General features: G+C 35.0%; 5 protein-coding genes. 3 read left to right on the top strand and 2 right to left on the bottom strand.

Annotated elements, in window-relative coordinates:
* Positions 1–165: 165 nt before the first annotated feature.
* The 3 genes from AFK68_RS41830 to AFK68_RS15225 are packed head-to-tail and all read left to right on the top strand — an operon-like array spanning position 166 to position 1,258.
* A complete protein-coding gene (locus tag AFK68_RS41830) occupies positions 166–447 on the top strand; it encodes a hypothetical protein (RefSeq protein WP_371357400.1) in 282 nt (93 codons plus the stop codon).
* A gap of 60 nt (positions 448–507) precedes the next feature.
* On the top strand, positions 508–780 hold the full coding sequence (locus AFK68_RS41835) for a hypothetical protein (RefSeq protein WP_246844214.1): 273 nt from the start codon (positions 508–510) through the stop codon (positions 778–780).
* Positions 764–1,258 carry a hypothetical protein gene (locus AFK68_RS15225; RefSeq protein WP_210407418.1) on the top strand — a complete coding sequence of 165 codons (495 nt, stop codon included), beginning with the start codon at positions 764–766 and terminating at the stop codon, positions 1,256–1,258. The genes AFK68_RS41835 and AFK68_RS15225 overlap by 17 nt, the downstream gene beginning before the upstream one ends.
* A gap of 1,135 nt (positions 1,259–2,393) precedes the next feature.
* Here the strand turns inward: AFK68_RS15225 and AFK68_RS15230 are convergent.
* Together AFK68_RS15230 and AFK68_RS15235 are read right to left on the bottom strand one after the other, a co-directional pair.
* Complete coding sequence (locus tag AFK68_RS15230; RefSeq protein ID WP_094673527.1) at positions 2,394–2,999, bottom strand: hypothetical protein; 606 nt, start codon at positions 2,997–2,999, stop codon at positions 2,394–2,396.
* A gap of 550 nt (positions 3,000–3,549) precedes the next feature.
* Positions 3,550–5,235, bottom strand: a complete 1,686-nt coding sequence (locus tag AFK68_RS15235; RefSeq protein ID WP_094673528.1) for a CHAT domain-containing protein — start codon at positions 5,233–5,235, stop codon at positions 3,550–3,552.
* Between the last annotated feature and the right edge of the window lie 1,020 nt (positions 5,236–6,255).

Below are 6,255 nucleotides of genomic sequence, written 5' to 3' on the forward strand. Positions count from 1 at the left end.
ATTATTAATTGTTGAGCAGGTCATGTAGGATTAGCTGAATATGAAGTAACTTTGGGAATAGCTCAATAATTAAGTGGTTCTATTCAAACTCTGCAAAACCTTCCTGGTTCAATTTCCTATCTATTTGAAAAGACAGCAGAAAAATTTTCTGCTAACTATATTTTAATTGATATGAGTCCTAGTTTAAGTTCAATAAATCAGAACTTACTTATGACTAGCAATTTTTTTATTGTGCCTACTGTTCCTGACTTTTTTTCTATAATGGCAATTGATTCATTAGCTAGAATAATACCAAGATGGCATAGTTGGGCAAAAAAAGCTAGTGAATTAAAAGTTCTGACAGAAGCTATTTATCCTTTTCCGAAAGTAACACCTCTTTTTTTAGGAACAATTATCCAAAACTATCGAATCAGAAATAAACAACCTTCTGCTAATTTTCAGGAATAGATAGATAGAATTCAAAAAGCTGTTTCAGATGAATTAGTTCCGTCATTAAAAGAAGAAAATATGTTATTACCAAATGAAGTTTATTCTTCTCAAAATATGAATGACTATTGTTTAACTAAAATGTCTGATTTTAATAGTCTTATTGCCATATCTCAGGATTTTCAAACACCTGTTTTTGCATTAACAAAAGAACAAATTTCTAACAATGGTTCTAAACCTAAACAAGGAAAAGTTTTAAAAGATACTTTACAAGCATCTTCTAATTTTAGAGATGCTTTTTCAAATTTAGCCGATAGAATCATTAATTTAACCTCAAATGCAGTCTGCACTTGACCAATTTCATATCAATATTAATCGCGTTAGAGATTTAATAGCTATTCATAATTCTGTTAGAGCTAAATCTACCTCTGTTCTCGACCTTTCAGATATGTTGAGAGCTGCTCTAGTTTTAGCTGTAAGTGCTTTAGACTATTATGTACATCAAATTGTCAGACTAGGAATGCTAGAAATACATCGAGGTTTGCGTACTGAACCTCCTGCATTTTCTCGTTTTCAAATTTCTTTAGGTACTGCAAGAGAAGGGTTAAAAAATCCTCCCGACTTTGCATCTTATTTAGAAGATGAAATTCGACAGCGACATAGTTATAAAAGTTTTCAACAACCTGATAGTATAGCAGATGCAATTAGACTAATTTCATATAAAAAATTGTGGCTAGAAGTTGCAAGTATTATGGGTAGAAAAGATCAGGATATTAAGCAAGAATTAAAAATTATTATTGACCATAAAATCAGGTCTCAAAATTACCTTTGAAATGGAATAAAAAAATTAAATTCAGTATTTTAAGCCTCCCTATTTGATTGAGGTACTGATAACTGATAACTGAAATTGCCGTCGAAACAAGATTGCTCACGAAGCAGATATAGATCCAACTTTAAGTTTAGGTAATAGATGGGCAATTGACGAAATTATGGTTGGTGGTGCAGTTAATTTTATCGAACAGGTTGTTGACAGTATTCATTCGATTCTTTAATAAGAGAAAGTTAGAAAGGCTTCAATAATTAACAATTAACAATTAATTATTAATAATTACCGTTTCTGTAATAGAGGGATTGCCTAAAAGGTTTTTTTCATTTTTCTCTTGAAATAGAAGGCTTTATATCTTGATTTTTCGGTAATAAAATCCTTAGAGTTAAAATCAGGAGATAAATATTCTTTACTTCCATAGTTTACTGTTTACTTTTTCTCTCAAATGCTCATAACTTTATCTAAAATCTAAAAACTATGGCGCAATAGTTGAATTAATTATCTACTTCATCAAATTAGGCGATCGCTACTTTATCTAAAATCTAAAAACTATAGCGCAATAGTTGAATTAATTATCTACTTCATCAAATTAGGCGATCGTGTAGCGTTCTATAACACTATTATCACTCTCGGACTTTATCTAAAGTCTAAAAACTATAGCGCAATAGTTGAATTAATTATCTACTTCATCAAATTAGGCGATCGTGTAGCGTTCTATAACACTATTATCACTCTCGGACTTTATCTAAAGTCTAAAAACTATAGCGCAACAGTTGAATTAATTATCAGCTCAGACTATCGCTACCCCCGGACTTTATCTAAAATCTAAAAACTAGAGCGCAACAGTTGAATTAATTATCAGCTCAGACAATTACAACTCTCGGATTTTATCTAAAATCTAAAAACTAGAGCGCAATAGTTGAATTAATTATCTACTCAGACTATCGCTACCCCCGGACTTTATCTAAAATCTAAAAACTAAAGCGCAACAGTTGATAGCTGAGACTAAATACTTACGAAAAAAATTAACGCCTTTTATCTCTGGTTAACAAGGAAGTTTAGGTAGAGATGAAAGGCGAATATATTAGAAAAATGAAAACTGTTGTGGGTAATTATGATATAGAACTTAGGGATAGAAAAATTAACTACTGACTTGAGATATAGCATAGAGGGCGATCGCTAAACTTAACCGTGCTTGTTCAACTTCGGATAAATCATACCAATCAACAGGTTGCATTGTTGCCAAAGTATTTTCTACAGCATCATTTTGCTCTCCACGCATGGAATAAGCAAGAGGACGTGCCATTACTTCCAAATCTTCCAAATCCCAACCGGGTAAAACTTCGCTGACACAATGTACCAATTGATCTGAGAGAGATAAAGTAGAACCTAAACGATTCACCTGATCCACAACATTAATGGCAATCTTGCCTAACTTGTTGAGTAAATTCTTAGGAGCAAAATCTGCAAACTTTTTATATAAAGCATTCTGAGTATCAATAATCGGCCAAAGTTTGTCAGTTTGACTATAAAAATTTTGGCAAGCGGTAGTCATTTCCACATCATTTAGTAAATCAGACAAAGGTAGTTCTTCTTCTAGAGAATTAAAATAAGCATCTGATTCTGGTGATTCAGGATTCCAAGGATAAGCAATATCGTCTAGAACTATCGCATTTAATAAATCTAATTCTACCTCAGTAGAGGCATTGTTAAGAGAAAATTGAGAACGGGAAGGCTGATTATTCATAATTTTATTCCATGGGTAATATTTAGAAGTAGTTCATTAATTGATAATGGATAATTACCTCTTTAACAATTGATAATTAATAATGGGGATAATTAGGGGTGGCTGAATAAATTTAAAACCCTTGAAAGATAAAAGCTTTAGGATTTTTGGGTAGAACAAAGTGCCTGGTTTTAAGTTTAAAACTATCAAAAAGTTAGTATAAAAGGCAGAATAATAGCAGAAAAATCAAGGGACAAATATATCTGACCATCTCCTCTATACTACTCTCTACTCCACTACTCCCCCACTCTTGAAGCCGATATGAAACTCGGAGCGACTAGAATTGAGAAGCTTTGCGGAAACTGTTCCGCAATTATCAATTATCAATTGGTAATTAGCAATATCTTTATTGCCTACTTTTTTAGCTACAGAAGCAACCTAGTTAGTTCCGTAATCTAGTTTGGATTAGATAATTCATTATCAATTATCAATTATTCATTAGTGCAGTAACCTAGCTAGTTCCGTAATCCAGTTTGGATTAGATAATTCATTATCAATTATCAATTATCAATTATCCATTAGTAAAGTCTTCTGTTGTTTCAATCACAAACTCAAAAGCTTGACCTTGAGAACTGCCAAATTTTAGCAATGTTCCTGATTCTATAGCAACCTCATCACGATGTATTCTTTGCCAACTACCAGACTGATAAATTAAAGTCCCGAAACGAGAAATATCTCGTAAAAAGTAAGTTGGTTCAACCTCTTCATTGGGTAAACAACGACAAAAAATTTCTGCGTGTTTTTGGGAAACCCACCGCTCCAAAATTACCAAATCATTTTCCTGAGAACGCCCAACCGAAATTGTACCAACCCAAATTGGCCAGACTTGATTATTATCATCTTGAGAACGTAAAAAAGCTCTAGAAGTATAACCGCTAATCCAAGTCGGAGAGTTAGTAGGTAGTTGAGTGACTAATTCATCAAATACTTGAACTAATTGACCATTGAACTCTGGGTGCATATACAATACTGGTAGAGTCCAAGCTGGTTGATTAAATCTGTAGAGAGTTAATAATTGTTGTCTTGCTACTGCTACTGCCTGATCTATTAACATTCCTTCTGTCAAACCTTGAGCAAAAGCTTGAATAAAACTTAAAGCTTCTCTATCGGCAATTTCATCTCGCATCCCTAAAACGGCAGGTACTCCATGATGGATTAATACTTCTGATAGACTACTGCGTGGTATTGCTTGTACCTCACCAGAAGATAGACGCTCTGTAGCAGGTTGCGCTCCCCAGCAAGCATTGAATACTGCCAGGGTTACTCCATTCCGAACTAGGACTTGTGCTAACTCAGTACCATTGAGGGTTGTGTTAGGTGCCAAAAATAACCAACCACCATCTGGACCTGGTGTACCGTGACCAGCATAAAAAAGTACATTATAAGTTTTTTTATCTAGATAGGAAATTAATTCTTCTGGAGTGGGCTGAATTAGTGTATCGACTCTACAAGGAATAGTAGGATTAGCTCTGGGTGTATTGGGGTTTGTGATGTTGTGAGCTTTCAAAACCTCAATTAGTTGGGCTGCTTCTTCTTCTAGTTGTAATTTGGATGGAACTAGAGATTGATGGCCATTACCTGTGGGGGATTGCCCTTGAGGGCTACTTTCCCCAATTACTAACAAAATATTTAGAAATTGGGAAGGTGGTTGGCTGCGTAAGGAGTTAACATCACTGGTGGTACGACTGAATAAAATTTCCCGACTTAGAGAAAAGGCGGGTAAAGCGACTCCTGGTTGCATAATTTCCCAGGGTAGGGCGATTAATTCTGGTTCCCTAATATCTAATCTTACTCGTAAGGGTAATTCTTGGCCAATAGCAATGCCTTGACTTTGGTGGAGACTATTACCAATTTCTCCTTGAAATAACCACTGCCACAGGTTAATACCTAAATTTTGCATTAGGCGACTGGTACGATTTATTTTGACACCAGATTGAGAGGCAGGATGAATATTTGGGATTGACGCTAAGGCGTGCTGGGGTACACCTATAGGAATAGCAGGTAAACTTTGGGGAGAGAAGACTTCTAACCAAGCCTGCCAATCTTTTGATAAGGTTTCTGGCCATACTTGGTCGTGGTGGACATATCCCCGTTGAAAAGGAGCCTGCATAACCCAGACTGCAAAGTGATTAGTTTCTGGGATGTTCAGGCGGGCGATCGCTATACTTAGGCAAGGACTTTCTGGAGGGAAAGGCATTCAATTTTTTTTATACTATTCTATTCTTATTCTTAATGTACTTGAAGATATTTCAGCTAGTTTGGTTTAACTATATTATTGTAAATCTTTCGCTTTTATTCGCATCATAAATAATTTTGGCTTTTGAAACTTACGAAAATGTTGGAGAGATAACGGTTCATTAATGGATAATGGATAATTACCTCTCCCTAAAAGGGAGAGGATTGACACTTAAGGAAAAAAATTTATTTTTTCCCCTTGACAAGGGAAGGCTTTTAACCTAAATGATTTAATTAATAATTACTAATTGTTAATTATTCGGTAAGTTTTTACGGTTCATGGCCAAGTTGTTAGATATGGTGACGATAGGACTGACATGAATTGCAGCTATAAAATAGCTGAGAAAATGTATAGAAGCCCTAACCGTATCTCCAGAAAATAGGTCCTGGTGGAGAAGTAATTGATAATTTATGGGTGATAATTGATTTGATGATTGGATGAGTGGGAGATATCTAATCTAAAATAGCTGAGAAAATGTATAGAAGCCCTAACCGTATCTCCAGAAAATAGGTCCTGGTGGAGAGGTAATTGATAATTTATGGGTGATAATTGATTTGATGATTGGATGAGTGGGAGATATCTAATACCATTTCTCAAAAACTTTTCTACATTTGATTGAGTAGGGGAGTGTAGGGACGTTGCACAGGCAAAAATGGGTTTTCCGTTCCGGAATGCTCCGCTTTCCATGTCGCGCAGCGATACGTCCGTACGGGAGAAGTAAAAATAAGGATAATCTAAAGATTAAATTATCTCAAATCAGCAAAAAGGTAATTCTCCGAAGGTAATTACTTAATAACTGAAGTCTTAATCAAGTATAGCATTAATGCATGGGAATTGGTATATAGCAATCCGTGCATAGGTTATGACAAATCAAAAAGTAGATAAAAAACCTGAAACTCCCTCCAGATGAGCTGTAGCAATAGTGCCTGTTGCCTAAAAAGCAGTAAGATTTTTGCCACGAATATGCGGAGGATTGCTATA

Source organism: Hydrocoleum sp. CS-953, from assembly GCF_002260545.1.
Lineage (GTDB): Bacteria > Cyanobacteriota > Cyanobacteriia > Cyanobacteriales > Microcoleaceae > Trichodesmium.